General features: G+C 60.3%; 15 protein-coding genes (1 of these 15 only partly in view). 10 read left to right on the top strand and 5 right to left on the bottom strand.

Features of this window, described 5'->3' with window-relative positions; all coding sequences use genetic code 11:
- Nucleotides 1-113: 113 nt before the first annotated feature.
- Nucleotides 114-1283, bottom strand: a complete 1170-nt coding sequence (gene argE, locus FIV05_RS05295) for an acetylornithine deacetylase (protein WP_286145715.1) — start codon at nt 1281-1283, stop codon at nt 114-116.
- A gap of 37 nt (nt 1284-1320) precedes the next feature.
- Nucleotides 1321-3099 (bottom strand): adenylate/guanylate cyclase domain-containing protein, encoded by a 1779-nt coding sequence (locus FIV05_RS05290; RefSeq protein ID WP_152508905.1) that lies wholly within the window; start codon nt 3097-3099, stop codon nt 1321-1323.
- 273 nt (nt 3100-3372) lie between these two features.
- On the opposite strand from FIV05_RS05290, the gene FIV05_RS05285 reads away from it, so the two are divergent.
- Complete coding sequence (locus tag FIV05_RS05285; protein WP_023002296.1) at nt 3373-3732, top strand: ArsC family reductase; 360 nt, start codon at nt 3373-3375, stop codon at nt 3730-3732.
- 64 nt (nt 3733-3796) lie between these two features.
- Here FIV05_RS05285 and FIV05_RS05280 read toward each other — a convergent pair whose 3' ends face one another.
- A complete protein-coding gene (locus tag FIV05_RS05280) occupies nt 3797-4213 on the bottom strand; it encodes a D-Ala-D-Ala carboxypeptidase family metallohydrolase (RefSeq protein WP_023002295.1) in 417 nt (138 codons plus the stop codon).
- A 188-nt stretch (nt 4214-4401) separates the two neighbouring features.
- On the opposite strand from FIV05_RS05280, the gene FIV05_RS05275 reads away from it, so the two are divergent.
- From FIV05_RS05275 to purU, 3 genes are all read left to right on the top strand, one after another.
- Nucleotides 4402-5718, top strand: coding sequence for an aspartate aminotransferase family protein (locus tag FIV05_RS05275; protein ID WP_152508904.1), 1317 nt, complete (start codon nt 4402-4404; stop codon nt 5716-5718).
- 2 nt (nt 5719-5720) lie between these two features.
- Nucleotides 5721-6530 (top strand): 3-keto-5-aminohexanoate cleavage protein, encoded by an 810-nt coding sequence (locus FIV05_RS05270; protein WP_152508903.1) that lies wholly within the window; start codon nt 5721-5723, stop codon nt 6528-6530.
- A gap of 72 nt (nt 6531-6602) precedes the next feature.
- Entirely contained in the window at nt 6603-7460 is an 858-nt protein-coding gene (purU, locus tag FIV05_RS05265) for a formyltetrahydrofolate deformylase (RefSeq protein ID WP_023002292.1), read from the top strand.
- A 99-nt stretch (nt 7461-7559) separates the two neighbouring features.
- On the opposite strand, the gene FIV05_RS05260 is transcribed toward purU, so the two are convergent.
- A complete protein-coding gene (locus FIV05_RS05260; RefSeq protein WP_023002291.1) occupies nt 7560-8486 on the bottom strand; it encodes a LysR family transcriptional regulator in 927 nt (308 codons plus the stop codon).
- A gap of 95 nt (nt 8487-8581) precedes the next feature.
- On the opposite strand from FIV05_RS05260, the gene FIV05_RS05255 reads away from it, so the two are divergent.
- On the top strand, nt 8582-8818 hold the full coding sequence (locus FIV05_RS05255; protein WP_152508902.1) for a hypothetical protein: 237 nt from the start codon (nt 8582-8584) through the stop codon (nt 8816-8818).
- A 248-nt stretch (nt 8819-9066) separates the two neighbouring features.
- Here the strand turns inward: FIV05_RS05255 and FIV05_RS05250 are convergent, their stop codons facing one another.
- Nucleotides 9067-9663 carry a LysE family translocator gene (locus FIV05_RS05250; RefSeq protein ID WP_023002287.1) on the bottom strand — a complete coding sequence of 199 codons (597 nt, stop codon included), beginning with the start codon at nt 9661-9663 and terminating at the stop codon, nt 9067-9069.
- Between the two features lie 106 nt (nt 9664-9769).
- Between FIV05_RS05250 and FIV05_RS05245 the strand changes: the two genes are divergently transcribed.
- The 5 genes from FIV05_RS05245 to FIV05_RS05225 all read left to right on the top strand — a co-directional run.
- Nucleotides 9770-11179, top strand: a complete 1410-nt coding sequence (locus FIV05_RS05245; protein WP_209009858.1) for a PLP-dependent aminotransferase family protein — start codon at nt 9770-9772, stop codon at nt 11177-11179.
- 127 nt (nt 11180-11306) lie between these two features.
- Nucleotides 11307-12086, top strand: coding sequence for an ABC transporter ATP-binding protein (locus FIV05_RS05240; protein WP_152508901.1), 780 nt, complete (start codon nt 11307-11309; stop codon nt 12084-12086).
- Nucleotides 12083-12691, top strand: a complete 609-nt coding sequence (locus tag FIV05_RS05235) for an energy-coupling factor transporter transmembrane protein EcfT (RefSeq protein ID WP_152508900.1) — start codon at nt 12083-12085, stop codon at nt 12689-12691. The genes FIV05_RS05240 and FIV05_RS05235 overlap by 4 nt, the downstream gene beginning before the upstream one ends.
- Nucleotides 12692-12836: 145 nt before the next feature.
- A complete protein-coding gene (locus tag FIV05_RS05230) occupies nt 12837-13391 on the top strand; it encodes a biotin transporter BioY (protein WP_152508899.1) in 555 nt (184 codons plus the stop codon).
- A 26-nt stretch (nt 13392-13417) separates the two neighbouring features.
- Nucleotides 13418-14162, top strand: the 5' portion of a protein-coding gene (locus tag FIV05_RS05225; protein WP_152508898.1) for an AMP-binding protein. Its footprint extends 710 nt past the window's final position; the window shows 745 of its 1455 coding nt (coding positions 1-745); it begins with the start codon at nt 13418-13420; its stop codon lies off the right edge, out of view.

Genomic DNA, 14162 nt, shown 5'->3' with positions numbered 1-14162 from the left:
CCCCTCGTTTTCCGGTTTCGGCTTTGCTCCACGGCCGCACCCCCCTGCCAGGACCATGCGGCCATGTTGTCAAAAACGACTATGACATCGTAAATCTCTGTGTTCAAACCCGTTTAGCTGTCAAATTGCGACATTCTGTCAATCAGCTTGTCGAGGAAGGCAGCGCAGCGGTCGAGTTCGGAAAGCTCGATAAATTCGTCGGGTTGATGGGCCTGATCGATGGATCCGGGACCGCAAACCACGGTCGAAAGTCCGTGATCCTGGAAGATCCCGCCTTCGGTGGCATAGACCACGACGTTGCGGCTGTTGTCGCCGGTCAGGCGCCTGGCAGTCGTTTCCGCAAGCCCGTCCGGCTCCTCTCCCAGCCCGGGCACATAGGCAAGTTCTCTCACCTCGATGGCGCAGTCCGGCGAGATCGCTTTCATTCCCGGCAGAACCTCATTTTCGATGAAAGCCCGGTAGGCGGCGACCCAGTCCTTCGCGTGTTCACCCGGCAGCAGCCGGATATCGGTCACGAATTCGCAGTGCTGGGCCGTGATGTTGTGTGCCTGGCCGCCGGAAATGGTGCCGCAATGCAAGGTGGTGTAGGGCGGTTCGAACGGGCAGTCAGGATCGGCCTTGGCCCGGTTCTCCGCGGTTCTGGCATCCAGCCATCCGATCAGCCTGGCCGCCGCCGAAATCGCCGAAACACCCCGGTGCAACTGGCTGGAATGGACCGGATGTCCCTGGATGCGCGTCTTCAGTACCGTAATGCCCTTGTGGCCCGTGACGACCTTCATGCTGGTCGGTTCGCCCACAATCACCACCGAAGGGCGCGGGCCGTTTGCCAGCATTTCAGGGATCAGCACCCTGGCCCCGTCGCAGCCGGTTTCCTCGTCATAGGACAGCGCGATGTGGATGGGCCGTCTGAGCGGTGCATTCAGAAAATCCGGAACCTTGGCAAGTACAGTTGCCGCGAAGCCTTTCATGTCCGCCGCGCCACGGCCGTAGAGGCGGCCGTTTTCCTCCCAGGCGGAAAAAGGATCGTGAGACCAGTTCTGGCCCGCCACCGGAACGACATCGGTGTGGGCGGACAGGACGGTTCCGCCGTCGATATCCGGACCGATGCGGGCATAAAGAGCGGCCTTTTGGCCCGTTTCATCCAGCGCCCGCCCTGAAGTGACACCCCATTGGCTGAGATAGTCTTCGACGAAGGTGATCAGATCGAGGTTGCTTCGATCCGAAACGGTGTTGAAGGAGATCAGTTTCTCCAGCATTTCCCGAGGCGTGTAGGTCCGGCTCACGTGGTCTCCAGAGGTTTTGTGACAGGGAGGATGGGTCTCAGGCAGGAACGGCGTCAGCGAGATGGAGACCATCTAAGCTTTTCACCGCAAGGATTTGCAAGGGGATTTCCTTGCCGCGCACCTTGATCTCGGCCTCTTCGGCACCGTCGATCCGCGCGCCTGCCGCATCGACAACAGCCTTGGAAACAACCATGAAGCTGCCGTGGTTCTTGTTCTCCGTTTCCAGCCGGCTTGCGGTGTTGACCACGTCGCCAAGCGCAGTCAGCCCACCGCGTTTGCCTGCTGTTCCGGCGGCGCCGATGCGACCGAGAATGGCCGGCCCCAGGTGCAGGCCAATGCCGAGCCGGATCGGATCGCGAAACTGCGGACCCTTCTCCTTGTCGAGCGATTTCATGACCTTTTCGATACGGCGACAGGCGGCAAGAGCCTGCCGGGCGCCGGTTTCCGCGTTGCTGTCCATGCCGAAGATGGCCATGATGCCGTCACCAATGAACTTGTCGACATAGCCGCCCTCCTCCCGGATCGCGGCTGAGGCCTGGTCCAGGTAGCTGTTGAGCAGATAAACCACGTCATAGGCGAGCTGGCTTTCGGTGATGCCGGTGAAATTGCGCAGGTCCACGAACATGACCACCACATCCTGCTCGACGCCCCAGTAATAGGCGTCCTTCAGGTGTTCGCCGATAATTGCACTGGCCTTGACCGGTACAAGGGGCTGCACTTCCACGTTGCTTTCCGGGCGCGCCTGGCAGGCCAGCCGAATGTCGCTTCCCGCGCCGATCCGTGTCAGCACCGCAGCTTCGGCAACACTCGGTTTCGGCAAGGTTTCGCCGCCCTCCAGAATTTTCACCCGGCAGGTGGAGCATCTGGCCCGCCCGCCGCACACCGATGCGATCGGTATGTCGTTCATGCGGCTGATTTCCAGCAGCGTTGCACCCGGTTGCGCCTTCACCGTCAGTCCGCCCGGATAGACCACGGTCAGGCTGCGCGCTTTCAGGCTGAGAAGGTAACGGATCAGGATGGCCAACAGGCTGACGGCAATCAGGCCGAACACGACCGCCCGGAACTGAACGACGACCTCGCTGGCCCACAATTGCTGGTCCGGAGTGATTCGGAGGGTTACGTCACGGCTGAGGGCCAGTCGGCGGGCACCTTCAATCCAGCCCCAGATGGCAAGCACCGGCATCGCAAAGGCAAACCCGGCCGCCAGCGGCTTCAGCCTCTGGTAAGCCGGATAAAGGCGCAGGAAGAAGTGCAGGCCGATCATGGCGTGGGTCCACACCATGAGCAGCAGAATAGACTGATTGACCGCCGCATTCGGCCACAGCAGCGTCAGCATCTGCTCGTAGAGCGGCAGGAAGCCGAACTCCTTTGCAACGCCCATGGTCGTGGTGACATGCGGTATCAGGAGCCAGGGAATGTAAAGACCGAGGGCGAGCTGCAAAAGCTCCCAACGGGACATCTTCAACGTTCGCCGTTTGCTTGTCCGCCACAAGGCGAGCAGCACATGGGTCAGCGCGGCGAGGATGAGGACAGTTTCCCCAAGCGGGCTTCTCCAGACCCAGTAGTGCCAGACCGAGGCCCGGTCCATGGCCTGGAAGGAAATGATGCCGAGGGCGTGATTTGAAAAATGGCTGAGGCAGAATGTGAACAGGATCAGGCCGCTCCACAGCCGTAGCCGCTGACGCCAGTTCCCTCCGGCGACCATGACACTGTCGGACTTCTTGCCCGGTTTTGCAGCGGAAGCGGACTTTTCAGAAGATTTGGCGGCCGTCGCGGGCCTGTTTGGCCGGCTTGTGCCGGGGGCCTCTTCCTGCATGTATTTTCAGTCTCCGGTCTGGCCGTTCCGGCCTTCTGCCGGTCCGCCCTGTCAATTGCCACTTGAAGCGCGGGGGGCAGCCGAGGTCAAGAATGCAAAAAGGAAATGCGGTGAACTGCCCGTGAAAGCATGCGAAACGGGGAAAACTCCTCGGCATGGGGGCACTGTCAGGTCAAATTTCGCAAAATTTCGGGTTTTCTTCGGCTATGACCTTGCATCCCGGGCGTCAGTCGGCACATTCCGGGCCGGACATCCAACAACCGGGAAGAGGCGATGAAGGTCTACGGCATCAAGAACTGCGACACCGTCAAGAAGGCGCGGAAGTTTCTGGAAGAGGCCGGCGTGCCTTATGAGTTCCACGACTACAAGAAGGATGGTGTCGATGCCGATCGACTGGCCGGCTTTGTCGGTGAATTCGGATGGGAGTCTATCCTGAACAAGCGCGGCACCACCTGGCGGCGCCTGGACGAAGCAACGCAGGACAGCGTTGTCGACGCCAAGAGCGCGCTCGACGTGATGATCGAGAACCCGTCCGTTATCAAAAGGCCGATCGTGGCAGGCGAAACCAAGAATTTCGTCGGCTTTGACCCTGTCGCATGGGAAATGGCACTGGAACTGGGCGAACTGAAGTAGCGTTTGCCGCCACTGGCCAATCAGGCCCGGTAGATACCGGGCCGGGCTTTTGCCTGCCAGGCGGTTACCAGGTCCGGCGCGGGCCGGTGTCGATGTGGTAGTGGCCGGAAGAATAGTGCTTGTATCCGCCAACTTCCGGCTGTGATTTCAAGAAGGCAATGACGGACGACGGGTTGCCACGGACCGAAAAATCGACCGCCCGGCAGTTGAGGTGATAGGAATCCCTGGCGCCCCCCTTCCACCAGTTCTCAAGCCACCAGCGCTTGGTCGAGCTGACAGTCACTTTGCCATAGCGGGATGCAACCCGGTTTAGAACCTTCTTCAGCTTGCGCGGCACGCACCAGGAACTGTCGTTATAGTCGATGGAATTGTGGGATGCGGTCATCCAGCCCATGCCGGTAACACCGGCGACGGTTCCGCAGCCGGCAAGTGTGACAGTCAATCCTAGGAATACGATCCAGGCGGTGAGGCGCTGACGCATGACGGGCGGCCTTCGGTTACTAATTACAATCTCGTCCCCCGCGCGCAGGCTGATTGAATTTTATTAAAATTCTAATGAAAAACGTGGTTAACGTACCTTCGAAACAAATGTTTCAGGCGCTGACGTTTTCTGATACAAATGCGTCAACCCAATGTGGGCTGTCCCGTCAGTTGTCGGATGCGTTTGCCATGTCTCATGTTTTTCCCCGCCACACCAAAGCCGATCTCCCCGTCGCAGTAACAGGGGACGGTTGCTACATTCTCGATCGGTCCGGAAAGAAATATTTCGATGGATCCGGCGGCGCCGCGGTCTCCTGTCTCGGGCACAGCGATCCGGATGTGATCGCTGCCATCAAGGCCCAGGTGGACCGGATCGCCTTCGCCCATACAGGCTTTTTCACCAGCGAACCTGCAGAGGAACTGGCGGATCTCCTGATCGGAAAAGCACCGGGCAATCTGGACCGCGTCTATTTCGTCTCCGGTGGATCGGAAGCCATGGAGGCGGCGCTGAAGCTGGCGCGTCAGTACTTCCTGGAGAAGGGTGAAGCGTCGCGGCACCGGGTGATTGCCCGCAGGCAGAGCTACCACGGCAATACGCTTGGTGCGTTGGCAACCGGCGGCAACCAGTGGCGGCGGGAGCCTTTTGCACCGTTGATGATCGATACCACCCATATTGCACCCTGCTACGAGTATCGGGACCGCGGTGAGGGGGAAACCGCCTTCGACTACGGTCAACGGATCGCCAACGAACTGGAAGCGGAAATCCTTCGGCTCGGGCCGGAAAACGTCATGGCTTTCGTTGCCGAACCGGTTGTCGGTGCGACGGCGGGTGCCCTGCCGCCGGTCGATGGCTATTTCAAGCGGATCCGGGAGATCTGCGATAATTACGGCGTGCTTCTGATCCTGGACGAGGTCATGTGCGGCATGGGCCGCACCGGCACCCTGTTCGCCTGTGAGCAGGATGGTGTCGCGCCGGATATTCTATGCATCGCGAAAGGGCTCGGAGCCGGCTATCAGCCGGTCGGTGCCATGCTGTGCACCGCTGCCATTTACGAAGCCATCGAGACCGGATCGGGCTTTTTCCAGCATGGCCACACATACATCGGCCATCCGACCGCCTGCGCCGCCGCGCTCGCCGTGTTCAGGAAACTGACGGGCGGCGTTGCCGACCGGGTGATGCCGATGGGCGAGAAACTGACGACGGCACTTAACAATGCTTTCGGTCAGCACCCGCATGTTGGTGATATTCGCGGCCGCGGACTTTTCCGGGGCATCGAAATCGTCGAGGACCGGGCCAGCAAGGCGCCGTTTGATCCGAAGAGGGGCATCAACAAGGCGCTCAAGAAGGCAGCATTCGAGGCCGGTCTAATCTGCTACCCGATGGGCGGGACGATCGATGGGGTGCGGGGCGACCATATACTTCTGGCGCCGCCTTTCATTCTCGAGGACAGCCATGTCGGAGAGATTACCGACAAGCTCAACCAGGCGTTCAAGGCGGTCTTCTGAACATGAGTGCGCTTTTTGTCCCGCCGCCTTTATCATTGATCATGGTGGCTCCCAACGGTGCCCGTCGGACCAAGGCGGATCATTCCGCCCTGCCGATGACCATTGCTGAAACGGTGGTGGCGGCAAAGGCGTGTCTTGAGGCTGGAGCCGGTGCGCTTCATGCCCACGTACGCGACCTTACCGGTGCCCATGTGCTTGACGCCGGGCTTTATCGTGAACTCTTGTCGGAAATGCGTGTTGCGGTGCCGCAAATGCAGGTTCAAATCACCACGGAAGCTGTTGGAAAATACACTCCGGAAGAGCAACGCGAACTGGTCTACAAGGTCAAGCCGGATGCGGTCTCCGTCGCGATCCGGGAGATGGTTCCGGAAGGCGGGGAAGACCAGGCAAAAGCCTTTTACCACTGGGCGTTCGACCATGAATGTGCGGTCCAGCATATCGTCTACAGCGCGGATGATCTGGACCGGTTTTTCGACCTGGCGGCAGCCGGTACCCTGGCAGGGGAAAGCCATCAGCTGCTGTTCGTTCTGGGGCGCTATGCGGCAGGCCAGGAAAGCGCACCGGAAGATCTGGTGCCGTTTCTGGAAAAGCTCGCGGAACGCGGCAAGGGGCAGTCGCTGGACTGGGCGGTCTGCGCTTTCGGACACCGCGAGACGGAGTGTCTGGTGGAGGCGGTCCGGCGGGGCGGCAAGGCCAGGATCGGTTTTGAAAACGGCCTGTGGAACAGGACCGGAGAACGCGCGATAGACAATGCCGACCGGGTCAGCGATCTGGTATCGGCCCTGAAGGAACACAGTCTGATGCCTGCCTGATCGTTCGGGCCGGCATCCGGCACGAAGCAAAATCAGCGGGCTGCGGCCCTCAAGGTTGGAGACTGGAAAATCATGGCGGATAGCCTTTACGTTCTGACGCTGTCCTGCGCGGACAAGCCTGGCATTGTGGCGGCAGTCACGACGGAACTGGCGGATTTTGGCGCCAATATTGCCGAAAGTGACCAGTTCTGGGACCGGGTAACCAACCAGTTCTTCCTGCGTATTGCCATTCTGGCTCCGGAAGGCGTGACGCTGGAAAGCGTTCAGAGGGCGCTTGACCCGGTCATCAGCCGTTTCGACATGAAGGCCAAACTGGTCGACACGGCCAAACGGCCGAAGGTCATCGTCATGGTGTCCAAATTCGACCATGCCATGTTGCACCTTCTCTACCAGATCCGCGTCGGCTGGATGGATGCCGAAGTGGTCGCGATCGTTTCCAACCACACCGACAGCCAGCGCACGGCCGAGCACGAAGGCATTCCGTACCACCACTGGCCGGTGAACAAGGAAAACAAGGCCGAGCAGGAAGAGAAACTGCTGAAGCTGGTCAAGGAAACCGGAGCCGATCTGGTGGTTCTCGCCCGCTACATGCAGGTGCTTTCCGACAGCCTTTCCAAGCGTCTGTTCGGCAAGATCATCAACATCCACCACTCCTTCCTGCCGAGCTTCAAGGGTGCAAAACCCTATCACCAGGCGCATGCTCGCGGCGTCAAGATGATCGGGGCCACCGCTCACTATGTGACGCCGGATCTCGATGAAGGCCCGATCATCGAGCAGGACGCCGAACGGGTAAGCCATGCGCTCTCCGCGGACGATTTCGTCGCCCGTGGCCGCGACATCGAATCCCGCGTGCTGGCCCGTGCCGTCAAGTATCACCTGGAAAACCGAGTGATGATCGTCGGTAACAAGACCATCGTGTTCACGCCATAAGGCAGGCCTTGGTGCCCGAAAAGCAATTGGCCCCGGTCGTCCGATGGATGGCCGGGGCTTTTTCATGATCCGGAAACTTGGGTTGGGGGCCGGGTGTCCTCAGGCAACCACTGCCATCGGCGCGGTGACAGGCATGCCGTCGCGCTTCAGTTCCGCATGAACCCAGTCGCGGAACAGGCGGACCTTGCGGCTGGTGCGCAGGGCGGGCGGGTAACTCATGTACCAGCTTTCGTCATCGGCATGGCAGGTCAGCTTGAACGGCTGGATCAGCTGGCCGTTTTCAAGGGCGGTCTTGCAGAAATAAGGGGTCAGGATTGCGACGCCCTGTCCTGCGATCGCCCGGTTGGCCTCGAGCGCCTGTGACCCCATGCGCGAGCTAGGGTGACCGCTCAGGTCGACATTCGGCAGTCCCGCTGCCTCGAACCACATCTGCCACCAGGGGTCCTGCGGATCGACCAGCGGCAATTTCAGAATGTCCTCGGGCTTTTTGACGCCGCCGATCGTGTCCGCAAGCTTCGGGCTCAGCATCGGCGTAAAGTCCGCGCGCACGATTTCATGGGCGAGCCAGTTTTTCGGAGGGGCCTTGCACGCGGAGATCACGACGTCGGATTCGTTGAACTCCGGTTCAGCATGCGGGCCATAGGGAACGATGCGCACGCCCACGTCCGGGTTCTGCATCTGGAACTCGAACAGACGGTTTGACAGCCAGTTGACCGCAAACGTTGTGTTGCTGGAGACGACAAGCTGGCCAGCGTTCTTTTCGGAAATATCCTCGAAGGCACTGCGAAGCGAGGAGAACGCATCCACCACCCGCGCCGCCAGTTGCCCGCCATTGTCGGTCAGCTCGATCTTGCGGGCCTTGCGGGTGAACAGCTGAAAGCCGAGACGATCTTCCAGGATCTTGATCTGGTAGCTGACAGCCGCCTGGGTCATGCCCAACTCGTCGCCGGCCTTGGTAAAACTCAGGTGCCGGCTTGCAGCTTCAAACGCCCGGATTGCGGAAAGGGGTGGCAAATTCACTGACATGCATAAGTCTCCCTTATGTATGTCTATCGAATTTTCGTTGGTAAGACAAACGAAAGCCGCCGATATGTAACTCACAAGAAACAGGAGTTATAGACGTGTTCAGGCTCTCCCAGACAAAATCGGGCTGCGCGACCCATCAGCAAGACTTGGGCTTTTCATTAAGATCCCTTATCGGTTCTCTGTTCGCAAGGATGGTAATCCGTGGCCGCAAGCGTGTGAATGTGGCTCATCTGCCGGACGAGCTGCGCCGGGATATCGGCCTGGGCCCCAACCCGCATGAAACGTCGTTCGAGGCGCGTTGGCAAAAGGAACTGAAGGACCTGCAGCGGTAAAGCATACCCGCCGCCTGAGCTTTTCCCGGTCGCGATCTCCCCTGTGGCCGGTCGGGCAGATCCGGCAGGCGCCTGTTGCCGGATCTGTCTCGCTTTACGCAGTGCCTCCGGTCAGGTCAATTTCTTGAGCGCCGGCAAGGCATTGCACCTGTTTGCGAAGTTGGTCATTGGCGAGCTTCATTGCCGGTTCCCTGGCGATTTCTTCCGCCGTCTTGCCACGTAGGTAGTCGAAAAGCAGCGAGACTTCGCTAGATCAGCAGTGCCCAAACAGTCGCCGCCAACATGGCGATTGCCATGGTCACCGTGATGGCCCGCATGAGCGGGCCTTCGCCGATCAGGGCGAGGATCGACACGCCAACCAGAGCCCATAGGGAATGAAACACCATCCCGCCAAGGGTAAAGCCCGCCACCAGGATCATCGCGTTTTCGTGGATCCCGAGCCCGTTGCCGGCCAGAAAGGTTGAAAAGGCAACCAGGTTCATGGCCCAGGTTTTCGGGCTGAGCGGGTGTATCAGCAATCCTTCCCAGAAACTGGGCAGCGCGACCTCGCCCTTCGGCTTGACGCTGAGGCAAACGATCCGCCAGGCAAGATAGGTCATATAGGCCATGCTCAGCACCTTGAAGACAGTCACCACTGTGCCGCCTCCGGCCATCACATGGCCAAGGCCATAGGCAACGCTGAGCTTGAGCGGCAAAGATCCGATCTGCGAGGCGACAATCACGGGAAAGGCTGTGCGGTACCCTGCGGATGCGCCGATGGCCAGAAAGGTCAGGTTGCCCGGACCGGGTGTCCCGGTCATGACGATGACGAACACCGCGAAGGCGAGAAACGTGGCGTAATCCATGGGTATCTCCAGACACAGTATCGAGAATTTCGATACAATCGATACAAAATAGCGGAGATACTAATTGTCTTGAGGTATTGTATCAGTCAATGATAACATTGTTCTCATGACAATGTGGATCCCGAACATCGAAGCGGCCGGTGGCCCGATCTATCTGGCGATCGCGGACGCGTTGGAAGCCGACATCAAGACCGGGGCGCTTGCCCAGGGCGACAGGCTGCCGCCACAGCGCGAACTCGCCTATCAGCTTGGCGTGACACTCGGCACCATTACCCGTGCCTACGGCGAAGCCGAGCGGCGCAGGCTAGTGAAGGGAGAAACCGGACGGGGCACCTATATTGCCTCTGAAACCCAGAAAGTTTCGCCCCTTACCCCGAAGGAAGACGAGCCGGAAACCTGCGATCTGGCGCGAAACTTTGCCTATCCGCATCTCAACCCGAGTCTTTCCGACGGGCTGACGCGGATGGCGCGCACGGTGGGGATCGACCGGTTGAACGGGTTCGTACCGTCTGAAGGGCTGAAGGCGCATCGCGAAACCGGGGCTCTCGTCTTCAAGGACTACGGTCTGGAAGCCGACCCGGACCGGGTCGCGGTTACCTGTGGCGCGCAGCACGGAATTCAGGTCACCTGCCAGGCCCTGTTCCGCCCGGGCGATGCGGTTGCCGTCGACCGGTTCACCTACCCGTCGATCTTCAGTTCCTTTGCCAGCATCGGCCTGAAGCCGGTGCCTTTGCCCGCATTGATACGGGCCGATGGCGGCTTTGGGGCCATGGATCCGGCAGCGCTTGCCCAGGCCGCGAAGACGCATGGTGTCAAGGGCGTGTTCCTGATGCCGAACATGCAGAACCCGACCACCCACACGATGTCTGTCGAAGAACGGCAGGATTTGGTGGCGGTTGCCCGGCAATTCGACCTGAAGATTGTCGAGGACGATCCCTATACACCTTTTCTGCCGGACGCCCTGCCCGCCTTCGGTGCGCTGGCACCGGAGCGCACGGCCTCAATCGCCAGTATCTCCAAGGTCTGTTCACCCGGAAGCCGGATTGGTTTCGTCCATGTGCCAGGGCCTTTCGGTGACAGCATTCGCAACAAGATCGGTGAAAGCACCTGGATGGCGTCCCCCATCACGGCAGAACTGATTGCCGGCTGGGTGCGCGAGGGACATCTGTTCAAGACGCTGCGCCTGAAGCGCAAGGCAAACCGCACGAGGTTCCTGGCGGCGCGTGAACTGCTCGCGCCGCATTTCCTGCAGAGCGACGTCAACAAGGTGTTCGGCTGGCTGCGCCTGCCGGAAACCGTCGATCCCGACGCGCTTCAGAACGCGCTCGGACACCAGGGCATTTCGGTTTTGTCATCCCGGTATTTTCAGGCGAAGGACCACCAGCCGGCGCCCTATCTGCGCCTGACCTTCGGATCCGAACAGTCCGACGACCGTTTCCGCTGGGCCCTCCAGCGCATCAGATCCACCATCGGCCAATTGGCCGAATTGCCCGATCTCACCCGCCCGGTAGGGTAAGGCCTTGCGGTAATGTGCGATTTTGCCAGGCACCTGTCAGTCTTTGACAAGCCGGCAGATCCGACCGATAAGCTGCGCGCAAAACAGGACCGGCCCTTGCAAGGAGTGCCGTCCGCGACGAGGTGACATGGCATTCTGGCCCAAAAGCAGGAAACTCAAGGACAGGCCCAGTGTCTGTAATCCCGACGCCAGTCCCTACGCGGTCTTCGATCGGGTTGGACTGAGTGTCGGCAAAGAGCACATCCTGCAGGATCTCACCTTGCAGCTTGCCGAAGACCGGATCGGCATCATCGGCCTGAACGGGTCCGGCAAGAGCTCTCTTGTACGCCTGTTGAACGGGTTGCGTACGCCGACGAGCGGCAACCTCACGCTTTTTGGAGCCCCCTCCACCGAGGCGGAACTGGAGTTGCCGCGTCATGTCGGCTTCGTTTTCCAGAACCCGGATCATCAGGCCATTTTTCCCACGGTGGAAGAAGAGATCGCCTTTGGCCTCACCCAACTCGGGGCCGGCAAGGAAGAAAGCCGCAGCCGCGCGCGTGCGTTCCTCGCCCTGCATGGCTGTGAGGGACTGGCCGGCAAACCGATCACGGAACTTTCCGGCGGTCAGAAACAGCTCGTCTGCATCCTGGCAGTTCTGGTCATGGAGCCGCGCCTTTTGGTGCTGGACGAGCCGATGGCCAGCCTCGATGCACTGACGACGGTGCGGATCCGCCAGAAAATCCTGTCACTGCCGCAGAAAATCGTTCTCGTCAGTCACGATCTCAGCCAGTTCGACGGTTTCGACAGACTGCTCTGGCTCGAGGACGGACGTTTGCGCATGGATGGCGCGCCGGATTTGGTTCGGGCGGCCTTTCAGGATGATGTCGTCTCGCGGCAGGGCATCGATGTGGAGGTTGCCGAGTTATGATGTCGGTCTATCTCCAGGGCAACAGCTGGGCTCACCGGATGCCCGCGGGCCTGAAGCTACTGGCTGTTGCTGTCGCCAGTCTGCTGCTGCTGCGGTACACATCGTTTGGGGTTCTGTTGCCGGCTCTTGCCGGCGTTCTCCTGTGTTATGCCTCCCTCGGGCGCGAGGGACTGGCGCAACTGAAGCTCCTGCGGGCAATGTCGTTTCTGCTTGCCGTGCTGCTGGCGCTTCACTGGGTGTCCGGAAGTCTTCTGGAAGGGGTTACGATCATCCTGCGGCTTGCGATCATGATCCTGGCTGCAAACTTCGTTTCGGTGACCACCCGCATGGACGATATGCTGAACGCTGTCCAGCCGCTGTTCAGGCCGCTCGAGTTCCTCGGTTTCTCTCCTCGCAAACCGGCGCTGGGCGTTGCACTGGTGCTTCGCTTCGCGCCCTATATGCTCGTCGTTTTCGGTCAACTACGCGAAGCCTGGCAGGCGCGAACAGGCACGCGAAATTCGTGGCGTCTGCTGGCGCCTTTCGCCATTCAGTCCCTGAGCATGTCGGATCACGTTGCCGAGGCATTGAAGGCGCGGGGCGGCTCGGAAGGCTTGTCAAGATGACCGAAAAGAAGCTCCATATGGCTGGCATTCGGCCAAAAACTGGGATATCCCGCCCACAGATGACGTTGCCTGACCCTCATGTGGTAAGATCCGCGCGAGGTTGAACGGCAGCGCCCTTGTTAACGAGAAGAAGGTCGAATTCATCATGGCTGACAGGTCTCTTGTGCACGTTGCTTTCTATGCCGCGCTGATTGCGGCCCTGGGGTTGGTTCCGCCCGTGGCGATCGCTTTTCTCGGCGGTGTGCCGATCACGGCGCAGACCCTCGGTGTCATGCTGGCCGGTGTCATGCTCGGCCCGATCCGTGGTGCGCTTGCCGTGCTGCTTTTCCTGTTTCTCGTCGCGCTGGGCTTGCCGTTCCTGTCCGGCGGCCGTGGTGGTCTTGGCGTCTTCATGGGTCCGTCTGTCGGTTTTCTGATCGGCTGGCCGGTCGGAGCTCTCGTGGCCGGCTTGATTATGCAGTCGACCCGCGAGCTGAACATTCTGGTGTCTTCGGCAATAGCGGCTGCGGTCGGCGGCATTCTGGTGGTCTACGCTTTCGGCATCCCGGGCGTTGCCATCATGGCCGGACTTTCCCTTCCGAAAGCCGCGCTTGGCAGCGCAGTCTATATTCCCGGTGACCTGGTCAAGGTCGCACTTACGGCGCTCATCGTTCAGACCGTCGCACGCGGCCTGCCGGGTGCCGTGTTGTCCCGGTCTTAATTCCGCAGATCCAGCAAGGCCACATCATGGCCTTCGTCGGCGACAGTCTCGACCGGTTTGCCAGTGAGAAAGCCACTGGGGCCGCACTCACATGCGGTCCGAATTCTCTCTCCTGGCAGGAGCTTGCAGCCCGGATCAACCGGATCGAGGCAGTGCTTTGTGAGCGGACGGACCATGCAAGCTATGTGGTCCTGCGTCTTCGGGACCCTGCGGACCTGGTCGTCTGCTTCTTTGCCTGCGCCCGCACCGGGCGTGTCGCCACGGTCATGGACCCGGACTGGCCTTCAGCCCAGGCATCAGCAGTTCTGGAAGCGGTCGGGTCAGACCTCGTCATCGATGACCAGTCCCTGCCGGTGTTGTTGACGGCTGATACCGGTTCCGCTGAAATACGAAGGTCACCGGAAACTCCACCTGAGATCCTGCCGGACGAGGACGACCTCTTTTATGCAGGCTTCACCTCCGGTTCCAGCGGTGTTCCCAAGGGCTATGTGCGCTCTCACCGATCTTGGCTCGAAAGCTTCAAACTGTCGGCACAGGCCTTCGGTATTTCGAAAGGCAGCCGGGTCGTCCTTCCCGGGCAGCTCACGCATTCACTTCACCTTTATGGCGCTGTCTGCGGCCTCGTCTGCGGCCAACACGTGGTGCTCACGCCGCGGTTCGATCCGCGCGTCGTCCTGAGGGAACTTGGCAGCGCCCCCGAAGGCTCTGTCCTTTATGCAACGCCGACCCAGCTGCACTTTCTGGCCGAGGCTGCCCGGCGCAGCGGTCCCA

This window comes from Labrenzia sp. THAF191a, from assembly GCF_009363335.1.
GTDB classification, from domain to species: domain Bacteria; phylum Pseudomonadota; class Alphaproteobacteria; order Rhizobiales; family Stappiaceae; genus Roseibium; species Roseibium algicola.
The sequence above is the reverse complement of the archived record's forward strand: the minus strand, read 5'-3'. Positions and strand labels throughout refer to the sequence as shown.

Bases quoted from the DNA above. Each gene is read 5' to 3' on its own strand.
- FIV05_RS05280 (WP_023002295.1), bottom strand. From the start codon at position 4,213: ATGCGTCAGCGCCTCACCGCCTGGATCGTATTCCTAGGATTGACTGTC.
- FIV05_RS05240 (WP_152508901.1), top strand. From the start codon at position 11,307: ATGGCATTCTGGCCCAAAAGCAGGAAACTCAAGGACAGGCCCAGTGTC.
- FIV05_RS05230 (WP_152508899.1), top strand. From the start codon at position 12,837: ATGGCTGACAGGTCTCTTGTGCACGTTGCTTTCTATGCCGCGCTGATT.
- FIV05_RS05260 (WP_023002291.1), bottom strand. From the start codon at position 8,486: ATGTCAGTGAATTTGCCACCCCTTTCCGCAATCCGGGCGTTTGAAGCT.
- FIV05_RS05270 (WP_152508903.1), top strand. From the start codon at position 5,721: ATGAGTGCGCTTTTTGTCCCGCCGCCTTTATCATTGATCATGGTGGCT.
- FIV05_RS05245 (WP_209009858.1), top strand. From the start codon at position 9,770: ATGACAATGTGGATCCCGAACATCGAAGCGGCCGGTGGCCCGATCTAT.
- FIV05_RS05250 (WP_023002287.1), bottom strand. From the start codon at position 9,663: ATGGATTACGCCACGTTTCTCGCCTTCGCGGTGTTCGTCATCGTCATG.
- purU (WP_023002292.1), top strand. From the start codon at position 6,603: ATGGCGGATAGCCTTTACGTTCTGACGCTGTCCTGCGCGGACAAGCCT.
- FIV05_RS05290 (WP_152508905.1), bottom strand. From the start codon at position 3,099: ATGCAGGAAGAGGCCCCCGGCACAAGCCGGCCAAACAGGCCCGCGACG.
- FIV05_RS05285 (WP_023002296.1), top strand. From the start codon at position 3,373: ATGAAGGTCTACGGCATCAAGAACTGCGACACCGTCAAGAAGGCGCGG.
- FIV05_RS05275 (WP_152508904.1), top strand. From the start codon at position 4,402: ATGTCTCATGTTTTTCCCCGCCACACCAAAGCCGATCTCCCCGTCGCA.
- FIV05_RS05235 (WP_152508900.1), top strand. From the start codon at position 12,083: ATGATGTCGGTCTATCTCCAGGGCAACAGCTGGGCTCACCGGATGCCC.